Genomic DNA, 13,500 nt, shown 5'->3' on the forward strand with positions numbered 1-13,500 from the left:
TTTGTGTAACGCGGGCTTTGTGAGTCCTACTTGAGTCGAATTAAGAGCGATCGCCTTTGAGTTTAACTTGAGGCGATCGCACTTTGCTTTAATAGTCGTAGACGCACGACTGGTCACAAACCGGCTTTTTTTACGAGAAGACGCGTTACAGCCCGCAGAAACTGCCAAAAACCCGGTTTCTAAAGTTAGACCCAATCTTCTTGATCGCTTTTTTGTTTCCTGTAAACTTCACCTGTGGCGTGAATTTTACGGGTTTGTTCATAAAGTGTTTCTTCGGTATGATTCCATTTTTGCAGGACTTTTTTTAAGTCTGATTGAATATCTCTAGCGCCGGGAAAGCCTCGGTAGCGAATTATTAATCTTGCTAATTCCGATAAATTGTAGTCGGTTGCTTCTCCTGCTAATAAAGTATCGATACTGGCTCGATCGCGCTTGTATTGCGGATGCTGCTGATCTTGAGTTTTTGCTACTGAATCCATACTATTTATGTTTCCCAATCATCTGAAAATGTTGCTACAAGCAACCGCCACCCAAAAGCGCGGACATAAATAACCTAATGAATAGAGTCTTAAATCCGCGCTTCATAAACGCTTTGATTCGGGTATCATAACAGTCAACAGTCAACAGTCAACAGTCATTGGTAACAAGTTAAGGCTGCATGGCAGTTGTCAAGGGGATTTCCATAGCAGCCTTAAAGAAAAATTGCTCAGGGTCTCGCTGTCGTTCTGGAAAAGGCGCGACAATTAACTTAATATTTGGTTTTCGTTGTCGTTTAACAATACCTAAATCTTGATTTTCTCTGGAAGTGAAATATGAAATCGGGTCCGTTGCCTTACCTTGTTGATGGGCGACGTAAAAATGGTAAAGACCGCGGTAAATCATTTCTAACGAGATGGCATCTATTGGCAAACAGAGTTGGTCAGCAACAGTATCACCTAAATCGACCAAGACAGCATAAAATAGCCAAGTGGCCCAAATTTGTAACTGAATACCGTTGAGAGAACCCGTCCACAAATAACTTAAGCCCAAGAGTCTTTTAACGGTATTAAAGGCTTCTTCAATTCGCCACCGCCTGCGATATAAATCTGCCACAACGTAGGGAGGTAATATCTTAGGGTCAAGTACACTTGTTAAATAAGAATGCCAGGTGTTACCCGAACGAACCTCAATCAAACGTAAGGTGATATATGGCGTTTTTGTGGTTCCTGAACCCAAACGGATTAGACTATCTCGGAGGTCGTAACTCTGGGTGAATACTTGCTCGATTTTAATTGAGGCTCCTTTTTTTAACCGAGTAATTAGGTGAATCTCTCGTTCGATTAATTTGAGCCAAAAGCTAAAATGATAGAAACCCCTATCCAGTAAAAGTAATGTTTGGCCTTCAACCAATTGCAGAATATTTTCTTCTAACTTCACATCAGAAGCTTTGGGATTTTCCAGAAACCAAATTTCGACAGGCAGCCTGGTCATTAAATCTATAACTGTTGCCATTTTCCCGGCCAACTGCCCTTTGGGCAAATCTTCCAGGCTTTTGAGCTTGCAAAATAATGCTTCGAGGGTCGAGCTATCTACTATCCAAACTCGTGAAAATTTCCGCAAGGTAAATTGAATGCTTTCTGGTAGGGGTCGTTGATTTCTCTGGTGCCAAGATGTTCTTAAACTCGGTAATAAATTTTTGAAGACTCCCTCAAATAGTTGAGCTGGAAAACTTAAAAATCTTTGAGACATTGCTTGTTGAGTGACAGTTGTGGGTCGGCACCACAAAAAACCTTCTCTTGCCAGCATTCTTGTGAGTTCTGTCACTCCCGCCACGTCTCGCCACAGTAAAGTTAATACCGCTGCTACCATCAACGGTAGGTTAAGAATTCTCCCTCGTAAACCCAGTTGACGGTAGTAATTTTCTTGTGAGGTGATGGCTGGTGTAAGTAATGCCGATAGTTGCGAGGCAATCACCTCGTCTTCCACCATCGGTCTGGTGGTTTTTTTGGCATGGTCACGGTTGGTTTTTTGACTCTTAGCCATATTTACTGACCTACACAATTGCTCAATTTTTTGTCAATTCTATCGTTTGATAATACCAACGCCCGCAACTATCATGCGGGCCCGCAACTACCAGCGCTTGCCCGCAACTACCAGCGCCGGCCCCCAACTACCAGCGCCGGCCCCCAACGCCAGTCGAGTACACCACTTATTAATAATGATAATCGCTGTCGGTGGGATAGTCCGCCGTATTCAGACTATCCCACCTTTACCCCCTTGTTTGATTATCATTATTATTCAATTATCTTTCTATACAAAGGAGTATTGACAAAATTTACTCCCTTCTAAGTTGTTACCAATGGTCAACAGTCAACAGTCAACTGTTTAAATTGTCGCTTCAGTCATCCCCAAAAATTTTTGTGTTTGTTCAGTAATACCAAATAGTCGATCGCCATGACAAAAGATTTCCCAGGCGCGAATTCCCATAAAACCAATACCTGCAACCGCCAAGGGCATCGCTGCGACACCTAAAAGCGCGGCAATTGGGGGAAATATCATACAGAGTGTTAAGAGAATGCCAGTAATAACACCGCCAGCAATGCCAGCTTTGGCGGTGGCGCTGGCGACTTGTTCCACTAACTCTGACTGGGTAATTTTGCCTTCCACGCACAATAGCGAATTTTCTAAGATAGAAAATATTAACTCAATTACTGCTGCTGCGATCGCCCCTTTCATTGCAGCCCCAACAATTTCCGCAACTGCTGCTTTAAACGCTGCATCCGCTAAAACTTGCTTGGCGGCTGCTAATTCTGCCGCAGTCATGTCTACACCACCGCGAGCACGATTCACCCAAAAATATTCAAAAATCCCGTTAGCAGCTTCGCTTCCGCCTCCATTGACGTGCGCTTGGATGTGACTCCAATCTTTATCTTGACAGAAGTTGCGAATTGCTTCTGGGCCTTGGGCACGAATTTGGGCGGGTATGGATTCAAATACTTTTGCTGCTTCTTGCACATTTCGGATTCCGTCACGCACCCCAGCCCTAGCAAATTTGAATTGCAGAGTAGTTGGCAGGTTCTCAAAACGGATGTTATGTGCTATTTTAAAAGCTTCTTGAGTGGCGATCGCCCCCGCACTAACCATTGAACTTGGCGCTGATTGTACCCACGCCGTTAATACAGTTGCATTTTCCTCAACTTTAGCAGCAATTTGGTTGGCTAAGTTTTGGGTATGGGCAACAGTTTCTTGTACTTTAGCCGTTAGGAATTCGAGCGGATTCTGGCTAATTTCCATGTTGATCGAGCTTGCATCGTTAATGATTGAATTATTTTGACTATAACATTCCTCTTCAGTAAGTGTTATTTTTTACTGAATTGCTTCTAGCTTCTAACTCCGGCTGTAAACTTAGAGCTTTTTTTTGATAAAATAAACCTTCATTGATTCGACCTTGCTCTTCCAAACTTTTGCCTAAATTCCAATAAGCGACGGCTAAATCTGGTTGAAGAACAATAGATTTTTGATAGTAAGTTATGGCGTCATCGAGCTGGCCTTGTTTGTAAAACATACTGCCCAAGTTAACATAGGCTTCGACAAAATTAGGATCAAATTCGATCGCCTTTGAGTAGGCGCGAATTGCCGCGTCTATTTTGCCTTGGGCTTGCAGGATATTGCCTAGGGTTTTGTAGGCGGCGGCGAAATTGGGTTGCTGGCGAAGTGCTTGGTAACAGGAGGCGATCGCCTCTACATATTTCTGTTGCGTATAATAAATTTCTGCTATCTTGTTGAGTGCGATCGGACTATCCGCTTGAATGGCTAGTAATTTTTGATATTGAGCGATCGCCTCCTCAAGTTTTCCTGATTTCTGAAGGCTATCGCCTGCTGACAAATACTGCTCTGCCAACTCGGAATTTGCGGTCATATATTTTACTTTAACAGCCGAAACTACTTTACCACAAGTGTTAGTTAGCAACCGCGATTTCTAGGGAGAGTGTGACTATTTGATATTTTAAATTTGTTTTTGTACCAACATAGGACTTACGCAATCATTCCAGGTATGGGGGCAACCACGGGGGGTTTGCCCCTACAAAACACTATATATTGAGGCTGTGCGTAAGTCCTGCAACAGTTCGGACAGTTTTTGATTACTAACAGCAGAATAGGGGTTTCAGAGAACTTCGCTCAAAGCAAGATAAAAGCCAGCAAAGTCCTGGACGCACTCTTGACGATCTGAAACCCGGTTGCTCAGTAGATTTCTCGTTCCTGTTAGCAAAACTCCTAGGAACGGGGTTTCTAACACCCCATCCGTCAGCATTGAAACTGTCGGAAGTGTTGATAAATCAATTAACTGAATGTTCGATCGCCCTAGCTGTTCAAAAATTGATCGAACGGGCGATCAAAAAAATTAAGGAGACAGTCGCCACACCTTAATCGTGTCGTCAAAACTGCCACTGATCAGAGTTTTGTCTTGAGGATTAAAAGCCAATTCCACCCAAGTAGAATGACCCTTAAGTGTGCCCGCCACTTCACCGGAATTCATGTGCCACAGCTTGATAGTCCCGCTCAAATCGGCGCTGGCGAGCTTGTCTCCGTCGGGACTGAAAGCCAAGGACTTAACCTTGTCGGAATGACCGATCAAAGTCCGTAGCAGAGAAGCGTTGGGCTGCCGGAACTGATTATTTGTGCTGATATCCCACAACTTCACCGTCTGGTCCCAACTGCCACTGGCGAGAGTTTGACCGTCGGGGCTGATGGCCAGAGACCAAACTCCCTCGGAATGACCCCAAAGAGTTTCTTTCAATTCCCCAGTCTGCCAGTTCCACAGGTTGATCTTACCGTCGCTGCTGCCGATCGCCAAAGTTTCTCGATCGGGACTGAAAGCCACCGACTGCACCTCATCAAAAACCCGCTTAAGAGTTTCCAACTCGGCCCCGCTTTGGACTTCCCACAGCTTCAAAGTTTTGTCCTTACCAACACTGGCCACCGTGTGGTTGTCAGGACTGAAAACCACCGAGAACACGCCATCTGTGTGGCCGTCCAAAGTCTGAATTAACTTGCCAGAATAGAAATTCCACAATTTAATCGTACCGTCAGCGCTGCCGCTGGCGATCGTCCTGCCGTCGGGACTGACAGCCACCGACCACACCGGCCCCAAATGTCCTGTTAAAACCTTGAGCAGCTTGCCGCGACGTTTGTGCAGCAGGTGAATTGTACCGTCGTTATTCCCGCTGACTATCACGCGGCCCTGGGGAGCAACTGCAACCGCCCAAACCGGGTTTTTGTGTTGATCCGCCAGAGTGCGTACTGCCGGCCCGGACTGGGACTCACCACTACTGCTGAAATTCTCCATGGGGGGCGGATTGAACCGAATTTCAGGAATGCTAGAAACTGGTTCGCTAGAAGTGAAAGCCTGTGGTACTGGAGATGGCAAGCGAACACTCAGGACTACGGACAGCAGGGCAACCACACTTGCTCCCCACATAGCTAAAGTCCACTGGGGTTTGCTGAGAATCACCTGTGCCGATGCCGGGCCGTATTTCATGTCTGTGAGAATTGCCTCGGTTGAGCGATAGCGTTTTGATGGTTCTCGCTGCACCATTTTATCCAGAATGCGGCCGAGTCGCCCCGAAACCGGTACTTTCAAATAATGCCTCCAGGCCCAACTGTCGGTTTTGATGTCAAACAAATCAAACGGCGACATTCCCGTTAACAAGTGAATGCAAGTGACGCCCAAACTGTAGATGTCGCTGCTCTTAATCGCTTGGCCTTTAATTTGTTCCGGGGCCGCGTATTCCGCAGAACCTGTCACCGTTTGTGTTTTGAGCGGCCCGCTATTAGCCGGAATTGCCGCCCCGAAATCGACTAAAACTAGCCCAGAGGAACTTTCCTCGGACAGGGGATGTAGATCTTCTTTCCCTGCCCAAGCTGGGGATGCTTGGGGAGTTTTGCGGTGAATAATATTCGACGGTTTGATATCTCCGTGAATCAGTTGATTTTCGTGAACAAATTGCAGGACTGGCAACAATTCGCTCAGCAGATACCAAATTTGAATTTCTTTAACAACACCTTTTTCTGAAAGCCGATCGGCTAAATTGCGGCCTTCGATGTATTCTTGCACTAAATACTGGCAGCCTTCGACTTCAAAAGATGCCAGCAGTTTGGGTAATTGGGGATGTTTGCCCAACTCGCCGAGAACTGAGGCCGAGCCGCGAAATGCCCGGTTTTGCTGTGTGCGACCGTCTGCGACTGCTGCTGAGCCGCAGAACTGTTGAATGACGCAGCGGGGTTGCGAAGGTTGGTCTTCATCGACGGCTAAGAAGGTGCGGCAAGTGAGACTTTGACCGAGGGTGTGAAAGACTCGGTAGCGGCCTTTTAGCAGCAAGTTCGACTCGCAACTTTTGCATACTGTCGCGCGATCGAGATTTTGGGGATTCTGGCAATTGGGATTTGTGCAGTAACTCATTTGTCTTTCCGCTGGAGACCCCCGTCCGACATACTTGCTTGTGGGGGAGGAAAGCGGGGCGGTGCGTGCCGCTTCCTGTGGACAAATTAAATAATTAATTGGAATCTTTGCTTGATCATAATTGTTTCCCAGATTTTCGCCACAATTGCTGCCGTCGATCGCGCGTAAATTATTGCTGACTTTCCTGCGAGCGAGGTTTAATAGGTCGATCGTACAGGCGGGCAGGATGCCCACCCCACAAGAAAATCATTCTTTGTGGAACAGGCATCTTGCCTGTTCTTGAGAATGGTGCAATATCTCAGTTGTTACGGAATTAAGCTATACTGTCACTGCGAATACTTGCATTGCGATCGCAGCAAAGCAAGCGCGAGGCATTGCCAAATATCCGCGATTCTTTGTTCTATGGAGTCAATCTAAAACTGCAAATTTCCCATCGACTAACCACTTAAAATTTGGGCAACTTTCGCCAAACTAACTACTAACTTTTAACTATTACTTATGCCGTTAATTCGTGTACCGAAATCTTGGGAAATTCTCAACCCACAAATTACCCCAGAAACAGCCTTTCTCAACCGCCGCCGCTTCATGACAAATTTAATTGGCGCAGGCGTGACTGCTTCGCTGCTGCCGCTGACCGGCTGCCAAAGCAATACTAGCTCAAAAACTGCTCTCGATCAAAGCTCAACCCAAGCATATTCGGAATTGAGCCGGAATCCCGCCTTTGAGAAAGTCGATCGAGCGATTACCGACGAAGCCTTAGCTACAAAATACAACAATTTTTACGAATACGGCGGCACAAAATCTATTTGGCAAGCCGCTCAAGCTTTGCCAACAGAAAACTGGAAAGTAGAAGTAGGCGGTTTAGTAAAAAATCCCCGCACTTATGATATTGACGACCTCTACAAAAAATTTCCTATCGAAGAACGAGTTTATCGATTTCGCTGTGTAGAAGCCTGGGCGATGGTAGTTCCTTGGGTCGGATTTCCCATGAAATTACTGATGGCTGATGTCGAACCGCAATCGAACGCTAAATTCGTTCGGTTCACCTCATTTTACGATCGCAAAATAACCCCCGGCCCCGGTTTGATGTCGCAATTTTATCCTTGGCCTTATACGGAAGGCCTGCGAATTGAAGAAATGGCCAACGATTTAGCATTTTTTGCCACAGGTTTGTATGGCAGAAAACTACCTAAGCAAAATGGTGCGCCGCTGCGGCAAGTGATTCCTTGGAAGTATGGTTTTAAGGGTGCAAAGTCGATTGTAAAAATTGAATTTGTCGAACAACAGCCCGCCACTTTTTGGAATACAATCGGCCCCAACGAATACGCTTTTGAAGCAAATGTGGAACCCGACAAACCGCACCCCAGATGGTCGCAGGCCAGCGAACGGATCGTCGGCCCCGGTAACAGTTGGGCGTGGGAAACTCGCCCGACTTTGCCCTATAACGGCTACGGCGAATATGTGGCGAGTTTGTACAGTTAATTGACGGATTTCCCCTCGTTTCTAGGCTCTGCCTAGGAACGCATATCCGGAGGCTCTGCCTCCCTATTTCTGCGAGGCAGAGCCTCCCATCCCCTCGTTTCTAGGCTCTGCCTAGGAACGCAGATCCGGAGGCTCTGCCTCCCTATTTCTGCGAGGCAGAGCCTCGGATTCAGGCATTCCCAGGCAGAGCCTGGGAACGAGAAAAAAAACCTCCTATTATCCTCTATAATAAAAATTGATGAAGCTACCAAGGAATTGTTAAATGGTAACAACAACATCAACTCCCATCGAGCAGCAAACTACCCCAGAAAACCGAGTTATTTTAAAAGGTGTCAGTTGGTCAACTTTTAAGGCCTTGCTGGCAGATGTTGGGGACGATAGAGCTTGGAGAATTGCCTACGATAGAGGATTATTAGAAATCAGGATGCCACTGGAAGAACACGAAGAACCCAAACGACTGATAGAAAGCTTTGTGGAAGCTATTGTAGATGAACTGGAAATTGAACTGAGGAGTCTCGGTTCGCTGACTCTCGAACGGGAAGATTTAACTCGCGCTGTCGAACCTGATAGTTGTTTCTATATTCAAAATGAATCTTTAGTTAGAGGCAGAAATATCAATTTGCCAAATGACCCGCCGCCAGATTTAGCCATAGAGTCAGATTACACAAATTCTTCTATCAATAAGTTTACAATTTATGCTGCTCTTGGTGTTCCCGAACTTTGGAGGTATCGGCGGGAATCTCTGCAAGTTTATCAGCTTGTGGAGGGAAAATATGAAATGTGCGATCGTAGTTTAGCTTTTCCCTTTTTACCTGTTGCAGAAATTCCGGGTTTCATCGAACAAAGCCGAACAGTCGGACAGCGGGCGGCTGTGCGTTTGTTTCGGCAAAGAATTAGAGAGATTTTGCTTAGTCAAAGTTAACGCAAAAATCAGACTTACTGTAGTTTAAAAACGAGCCAATCAATTTAAATTAGATCAGCGTTAATCGGCGGTAAAAAAAATTTTTAATGGCGACAGAAGAAAATCAATTGATAAACTCCTGCACTCTCTGCCAAACTCGCTCCAATAAATCAGGTTCGCTAACATCAAACCATTCAATTTCAGGATAAGCTCGAAACCAGGTGCGCTGTCTCTTCGCAAATTGCCGCGTGTGCAAAATTGTTAATTCTTTGGCTTCTTCAAGCTTAATGTCGCCAGACAAATATTGTTTGATTTCCTGATATCCCAGCGTGTTCAACAGTGGTAAGTCGCAGCCGTATTTTTTACACAAATATTCTACTTCAGCAATCCAACCGCGTTCTAGCATTTGTTCGGTGCGCTGTTTGATCCGATCGACCAAAACATCGATCGCGCAATCCAACCCTATTTGTAAAATAGGATAATTGGGAGGATTTTCGCCCTGCTGCTCGGAAATAGAGCGACCGGTGACATAAAATACTTCCAGTGCCCTCAAAGTTCTTACGGGGTCATTGACGTGAATTTTCTCAGCAGCAGAGCGATCGACCTGCTGCAACATCGCGTAACATTGAGATTGTCCGAGTTCTGCAAGTTGCGATCGCAATTCGGGCATCGGCGCTACCCTTGGAATTTTTAAACCGCGCACGATCGATTTAATATATAAGCCCGTCCCTCCCACCAACAACAGAGGAGGAGACAGGGGAAAATCGACAGCAGGAATTAATTTTTGAGCTTGTTGCTGGTAATCTGCGACTGTCAGCGTTTCCGTCGGATCGCAAATGTCAATTAAGTGATGCGGTACACAAGTGCGATCGACCGCCGTCGGTTTTGCGGTTCCGATGTCAAATTCGCGGTACACTTGACGGGAGTCCGCACTCAGGATCGAGGATTGTAGTCGCCCCGCCAAAGCCAAAGCCACTCCCGACTTCCCCGTCGCCGTCGCCCCGCAAATCGTAATTAATCTAGGCATAAGCTGTCGCACATTTCCCTATAAAAACTCTCAAATCCTCTCCTCTCCATGCTTTCCCCTCTCTCCATTCACTGATTCACCGCGCGAGGCCTGGGCAGTCGCTACGTAATCTCAAAACTATTCCCCTCCCTCCCCCTAATAAATTTCCCTTCAGAAAGCCCTAGCATCGCGTTTAACGGTTTTGTGCTATAATTTTAGGAGTTTTCCCATATTAGAAGCTTTTGGGGCTTTAGGCCTCATTATTGGAGCTATTTTTGTATGACCAGCAGCTACAGCGCCGACCAGATTCAAGTTCTCGAAGGTCTCGAAGCAGTCCGTAAACGGCCGGGGATGTACATCGGTACCACCGGCCCGCGAGGACTCCACCATCTAGTTTACGAGGTTGTGGACAATTCCATCGATGAGGCGCTGGCTGGCCACTGCACTCACATCGAGATTGACATCAACGCCGACGGTTCCGTTACCGTGACAGACGACGGCCGGGGTATTCCGACCGGCATCGTTGCCAAGACTGGCAAATCGGGAATAGAAACAGTAATGACTGTACTCCACGCCGGCGGTAAATTTGGCGGTGGTGGCTACAAGGTTTCTGGAGGATTGCACGGTGTAGGTATTTCTGTTGTTAACGCGCTGTCCGAGTGGGTAGAAGTGACAGTTTGGCGTGACCAAAAAGAACATTTGCAGCGCTACGAAAGAGGCTTTCCAGTTACTGAACTTAATGCCAAGCCCAACAAAGGCACTCGCACCGGCACTTCAGTTTCTTTCTTGCCAGATACTCAAATATTTAGCACTGGCATTGAATTTGATTACACTATACTCGCCGGGCGCTTGCGAGAATTGGGTTACTTGAATGCGGGCGTGAAAATTACCTTTAGCGACCACCGTTTGGAACTGCTCAAAAGTAGCGAACCTCGCATCGAAACATACTGTTACGAGGGCGGAATCAAGGAATATATCGCCTACATGAACCGCGAAAAGCAGCCTCTGCACGAAGAAGTGATCTACGTGCAAGGCGAACGCAATAACGTGCAAATAGAAGTGGCTTTGCAGTGGTGCGTCGATGCTTTTAGCGACAACGTTCTCGGTTTTGCTAACAACATTCGGACGATCGACGGAGGCACGCACTTAGAAGGTTTGAAGGCTGTTTTGACGCGGACGATGAATTCGATCGCCCGCAAGCGCAACAAAATCAAAGAACACGAGCCCAACCTCGCCGGTGAAAACGTTCGCGAAGGTTTGACAGCAGTGATTTCGGTCAAAGTCCCAGACCCGGAATTTGAAGGCCAAACTAAAACTAAGTTGGGAAATACAGAAGTTCGGGGAATTGTCGATTCCTTAGTAGGCGAAGTATTGACAGAATATTTGGAGTTTCGCCCCCAAGTAGCTGACGCTATTTTGGAAAAAGCAATTCAGGCATTTAAGGCCGCTGAAGCCGCCCGCCGTGCCCGCGATTTAGTCCGCCGAAAATCAGTCTTAGAATCGTCTCCTTTGCCTGGAAAATTAGCGGACTGTAGCTCCAGAGACCCCGCCCTGTCTGAGATCTACCTGGTCGAAGGGGATTCTGCAGGCGGATCGGCCAAACAAGGGCGCGATCGCCAATTCCAAGCAATCCTGCCTTTGCGCGGTAAAATTCTCAACATTGAGAAAACAGACGATGCCAAAATCTACAAAAATAACGAAATTCAATCGTTAATTACAGCGCTGGGTTTGGGCATCAAAGGCGAAGAATTCGATCCGGGTCAATTGCGGTATCACCACATCGTAATTATGACCGACGCTGACGTAGATGGTGCTCACATCCGCACCCTGTTGCTGACTTTCTTCTACCGCTATCAGCGCGCACTTGTAGACCAAGGTTACATCTACATTGCTTGTCCTCCTCTCTATAAAGTGGAACGGGGACGCAATCATTACTACTGCTACAGCGAGCGCGAAATGAACAATCTCGTCCGCAATGAATTTCCCGCGAATGCTAACTACACCATTCAGCGGTTCAAAGGTTTGGGTGAAATGATGCCGACACAGTTGTGGGATACAACGATGAACCCAGAAACTCGGACGCTGAAACGGGTGGAGATTGAAGACGCTGCTGAGGCCGATCGCATCTTTACGATCTTAATGGGCGATCGTGTCGCCCCCCGCCGCGAATTCATCGAAACCTACGGCCCCAAACTCAACCTTCTCGACTTGGACATCTAAATTAATCATTAGTCATTTCTCGTTAGCTAACAACTAATAGCTGAGGACTAATGACTAAAGTTTTGCGGCCCTGATGCCTTCTGCCCGAAAGGGCAGAAGGCATCAGGGCCGTTTGATGTTTCTAGGTTTTGTTATAAAAATTAATACAATCTCTCATCAAATCGATCTAAGGTAAATGCTTAGGTAAATTTTAGATTTTTGGCGACTTGATCGACCATCACAAAAATAGAAGGTTGGACAATATAGCGTCAACGACCCAGGTCTAAAGAGATTGGGCTTCTAGCCTAAGACTTAAACCACAGTTGACCAGACTCAGTACCTTGGTACTACGTTAACGGTAAGAGTTAAAGACCTACCAGGGAATGCGAAGCTAGTTCCTTGCTCTAGAAATTTAGGATTAAACAGACTTATTGGGTTAAATCAGTGTCCTAGATATAGTACCGGCCGTTAACTTTGTCGAAGCTAACATCACCCCGAAAGGGAGGCTCGAAAGAGCAAACATTATGCGATCGCGGGTTGCCAAATTTGAGAGGGTAATTTCGATGCACGCTCCCGTAGCTGAAGTGTCCCATCGAAATTACATTACATTCATTACACTCCCATCTAGCAATCCTCGTGTAATGCCAAGATTCACGGCGGTTTCAACCGCCGAGCCGTTTCCCTCTCAGGTCTAAAGACGCTGAGTTTCCCACTTACCGAATTTTTTTATGAGCATCAATTTAGCGACCAAATTGCGTGAGGGAACGAAAAAGTCCCACACAATGGCAGAAAACGTTGGTTTTGTCAAGTGTTTTTTAAAAGGCGTTGTAGAAAAAACTTCTTACCGGAAGTTAGTAGCAAACCTCTACTTTGTCTACTCAGCAATGGAAGAGGAAATGGAACGCCAAAAGCAGCATCCGGTTGTTTCAAAAATTTACTTTTCTGAGTTGAATCGCAAACAAAGCTTAGAGCAAGATTTATTTTACTACTACGGTGCGAATTGGCGCGAACAAGTAGCTCCGTCAGCCGCAGCTAAAGCTTATGTGCAGCGGATTCACGAGATTTCGGCGACCGCACCGGAACTGTTAGTAGCTCACTCTTACACTCGCTACTTGGGCGATTTATCCGGCGGACAAATCCTGAAGGGAATTGCCCAGCGCGGAATGAATCTTTCCGAGGGAGAAGGCACTGCTTTCTATGAATTCCAGGATATTCCTGATGAAAAAGAGTTCAAGGCTAACTACCGTCAGGCAATGAATGAACTGCCGATTGACGAAGCCACAGCAGAGCGAATTGTTGACGAAGCTAATGCAGCTTTTGGCATGAACATGAAGATGTTCATGGAGTTAGAAGGCAATTTGATTAAAGCAGTCGGTCAGATGCTTTTCAATACCCTGACGCGGAAGCGCGGTGCCGCCAGTACCGAATTGGCTACTGCTGATTGAGCCAACACTCATTGGCAATAAATTGAGC

General features: G+C 46.4%; 10 protein-coding genes. 4 read left to right on the plus strand and 6 right to left on the minus strand.

The features are described from left to right. Window positions 1-185 precede the first annotated feature (185 nt). From D0A37_RS10485 to D0A37_RS10505, 5 genes are all read right to left on the minus strand, one after another. The gene (locus tag D0A37_RS10485; protein WP_242723911.1) at window positions 186-479 is read right to left on the minus strand and encodes a DUF3288 family protein; all 294 of its coding nucleotides are present in this window, start codon (window positions 477-479) and stop codon (window positions 186-188) included. A gap of 169 nt (window positions 480-648) precedes the next feature. Continuing rightward, window positions 649-1,968 (minus strand): IS4 family transposase, encoded by a 1,320-nt coding sequence (locus tag D0A37_RS10490; protein WP_242725472.1) that lies wholly within the window; start codon window positions 1,966-1,968, stop codon window positions 649-651. A gap of 396 nt (window positions 1,969-2,364) precedes the next feature. Continuing rightward, complete coding sequence (locus D0A37_RS10495; RefSeq protein WP_242723914.1) at window positions 2,365-3,273, minus strand: hypothetical protein; 909 nt, start codon at window positions 3,271-3,273, stop codon at window positions 2,365-2,367. A 55-nt stretch (window positions 3,274-3,328) separates the two neighbouring features. Continuing rightward, window positions 3,329-3,898, minus strand: coding sequence for a tetratricopeptide repeat protein (locus D0A37_RS10500; RefSeq protein WP_242723918.1), 570 nt, complete (start codon window positions 3,896-3,898; stop codon window positions 3,329-3,331). Window positions 3,899-4,381: 483 nt separating this feature from the next. Continuing rightward, window positions 4,382-6,439 carry a serine/threonine-protein kinase gene (locus D0A37_RS10505; protein WP_242723919.1) on the minus strand — a complete coding sequence of 686 codons (2,058 nt, stop codon included), beginning with the start codon at window positions 6,437-6,439 and terminating at the stop codon, window positions 4,382-4,384. A gap of 498 nt (window positions 6,440-6,937) precedes the next feature. On the opposite strand from D0A37_RS10505, the gene msrP reads away from it, so the two are divergent. Then, the gene (msrP, locus tag D0A37_RS10510) at window positions 6,938-7,921 is read left to right on the plus strand and encodes a protein-methionine-sulfoxide reductase catalytic subunit MsrP (protein WP_242723923.1); all 984 of its coding nucleotides are present in this window, start codon (window positions 6,938-6,940) and stop codon (window positions 7,919-7,921) included. A gap of 262 nt (window positions 7,922-8,183) precedes the next feature. Beyond that, window positions 8,184-8,843 (plus strand): Uma2 family endonuclease, encoded by a 660-nt coding sequence (locus D0A37_RS10515; protein WP_242723924.1) that lies wholly within the window; start codon window positions 8,184-8,186, stop codon window positions 8,841-8,843. Window positions 8,844-8,946: 103 nt separating this feature from the next. On the opposite strand, the gene miaA is transcribed toward D0A37_RS10515, so the two are convergent. After that, a complete protein-coding gene (gene miaA / locus D0A37_RS10520; protein ID WP_242723926.1) occupies window positions 8,947-9,849 on the minus strand; it encodes a tRNA (adenosine(37)-N6)-dimethylallyltransferase MiaA in 903 nt (300 codons plus the stop codon). A gap of 258 nt (window positions 9,850-10,107) precedes the next feature. On the opposite strand from miaA, the gene gyrB reads away from it, so the two are divergent. Both gyrB and D0A37_RS10530 read left to right on the plus strand, forming a co-directional pair. Next, window positions 10,108-12,048 (plus strand): DNA topoisomerase (ATP-hydrolyzing) subunit B, encoded by a 1,941-nt coding sequence (gene gyrB, locus D0A37_RS10525; RefSeq protein WP_242723928.1) that lies wholly within the window; start codon window positions 10,108-10,110, stop codon window positions 12,046-12,048. A 707-nt stretch (window positions 12,049-12,755) separates the two neighbouring features. Continuing rightward, entirely contained in the window at window positions 12,756-13,472 is a 717-nt protein-coding gene (locus D0A37_RS10530; protein WP_242723930.1) for a biliverdin-producing heme oxygenase, read from the plus strand. Window positions 13,473-13,500: the final 28 nt, after the last annotated feature.

The sequence above is a fragment of the Microcoleus vaginatus HSN003 genome, assembly GCF_022701255.1.
Classification (GTDB): domain Bacteria; phylum Cyanobacteriota; class Cyanobacteriia; order Cyanobacteriales; family Microcoleaceae; genus Microcoleus; species Microcoleus vaginatus_B.

Bases quoted from the DNA above. Each gene is read 5' to 3' on its own strand.
- D0A37_RS10515 (WP_242723924.1), top strand. From the start codon at position 8,184: ATGGTAACAACAACATCAACTCCCATCGAGCAGCAAACTACCCCAGAA.
- D0A37_RS10500 (WP_242723918.1), bottom strand. From the start codon at position 3,898: ATGACCGCAAATTCCGAGTTGGCAGAGCAGTATTTGTCAGCAGGCGAT.
- miaA (WP_242723926.1), bottom strand. From the start codon at position 9,849: ATGCCTAGATTAATTACGATTTGCGGGGCGACGGCGACGGGGAAGTCG.
- D0A37_RS10505 (WP_242723919.1), bottom strand. From the start codon at position 6,439: ATGAGTTACTGCACAAATCCCAATTGCCAGAATCCCCAAAATCTCGAT.
- D0A37_RS10485 (WP_242723911.1), bottom strand. From the start codon at position 479: ATGGATTCAGTAGCAAAAACTCAAGATCAGCAGCATCCGCAATACAAG.
- D0A37_RS10530 (WP_242723930.1), top strand. From the start codon at position 12,756: ATGAGCATCAATTTAGCGACCAAATTGCGTGAGGGAACGAAAAAGTCC.
- D0A37_RS10490 (WP_242725472.1), bottom strand. From the start codon at position 1,968: ATGGTGGAAGACGAGGTGATTGCCTCGCAACTATCGGCATTACTTACA.
- msrP (WP_242723923.1), top strand. From the start codon at position 6,938: ATGCCGTTAATTCGTGTACCGAAATCTTGGGAAATTCTCAACCCACAA.
- gyrB (WP_242723928.1), top strand. From the start codon at position 10,108: ATGACCAGCAGCTACAGCGCCGACCAGATTCAAGTTCTCGAAGGTCTC.
- D0A37_RS10495 (WP_242723914.1), bottom strand. From the start codon at position 3,273: ATGGAAATTAGCCAGAATCCGCTCGAATTCCTAACGGCTAAAGTACAA.